This window comes from Oleiphilus sp. HI0128 (assembly GCF_001635365.1).
The window spans coordinates 1-965 of sequence record NZ_LWGG01001110.1 but is presented as its reverse complement, the minus strand read 5'-3'; the positions used below and the strand labels follow the sequence as shown (position 1 = coordinate 965).

1 pseudogene is annotated in these 965 nt (G+C 42.1%); it reads right to left on the bottom strand.

Features of this window, described 5'->3' with window-relative positions:
• Positions 1-965 (bottom strand): annotated as a pseudogene (locus tag A3763_RS28885) (GTPase); the annotation flags it as partial.

Below are 965 nucleotides of genomic sequence, written 5' to 3'. Positions count from 1 at the left end.
GGTTTTTTGCTCATGAGTATATTGAATAAGCGGTAATAAAGCCTCTTCTGGCCACTGCTTGGCTTGTTTAATAATTTGCAGCTGGATCAGACGCATCTCTGCAGCAAAGGTATTAAAAAAGTGATTTATCAGCACCGATTGTTCCGTCATAAACATTTTAGGTCGTCGACAGAACTTCACCAACTTTGCTTTCAAAGCCTCTAGCGCTTTGCGCTGCTCACCAATTGTAAACTTTCTTGGTTTAAGGTACTTGGCATGAACGTCCGACTTGAAGCGCTTATAAATTGCATGAACCATTTTGTCGGCAATTTTTGCTTCACTCTCGACATTATCGAGTTCTTTATCCATCTTATCGAAAAATTTATTCATCGAGTGAACCAAGCCAACGGTGCTCCAACAATCTTGCATATCACGCTTGGTATGTTTGAGCACTTCTTTCAAGCGCTCTTCACTAACCAATTGCTGCAATACTTCTCCTTGCGACTCCATCAAACGTCGACTAGAGCGTAAAGTGATCAGTTTGCGGTGATAGATATCGTGCTCGGTGTGCGTTTCTTTGGCTAGATTCTGCAACATTTCGGGGCTTAGTACTTCTCTTTCTAGCCCTTCGTGACGCTCGTATAAGTTAGCCAAACGGTCATTCAAAACTGATTGCGAGCCATGCAGCATCTTTTGCAAATCTCGCAGAAGATCTTTGTAAATCGTTGACTCACGCTCGGCAATAATTCGCTTGGAAATTAGCTTCTCCAATTTAGGAAAAGCACTTTTTTGCAATAATGAATGGTCTTTTCTGATTTTAGCAATCAAACCCTGTTTTGCAGATAAAGGCAAAACATCTTCTGCATCCATATTCAGCTGCTTGGCTGTTAGGTGCCGAATTTGCTCAATCGAAGCACTAATATGCGGTTCACCCTGCAGGTCATCCCAGAGCACATCTATTTTATTCAGCACAGCAAAACGACCTG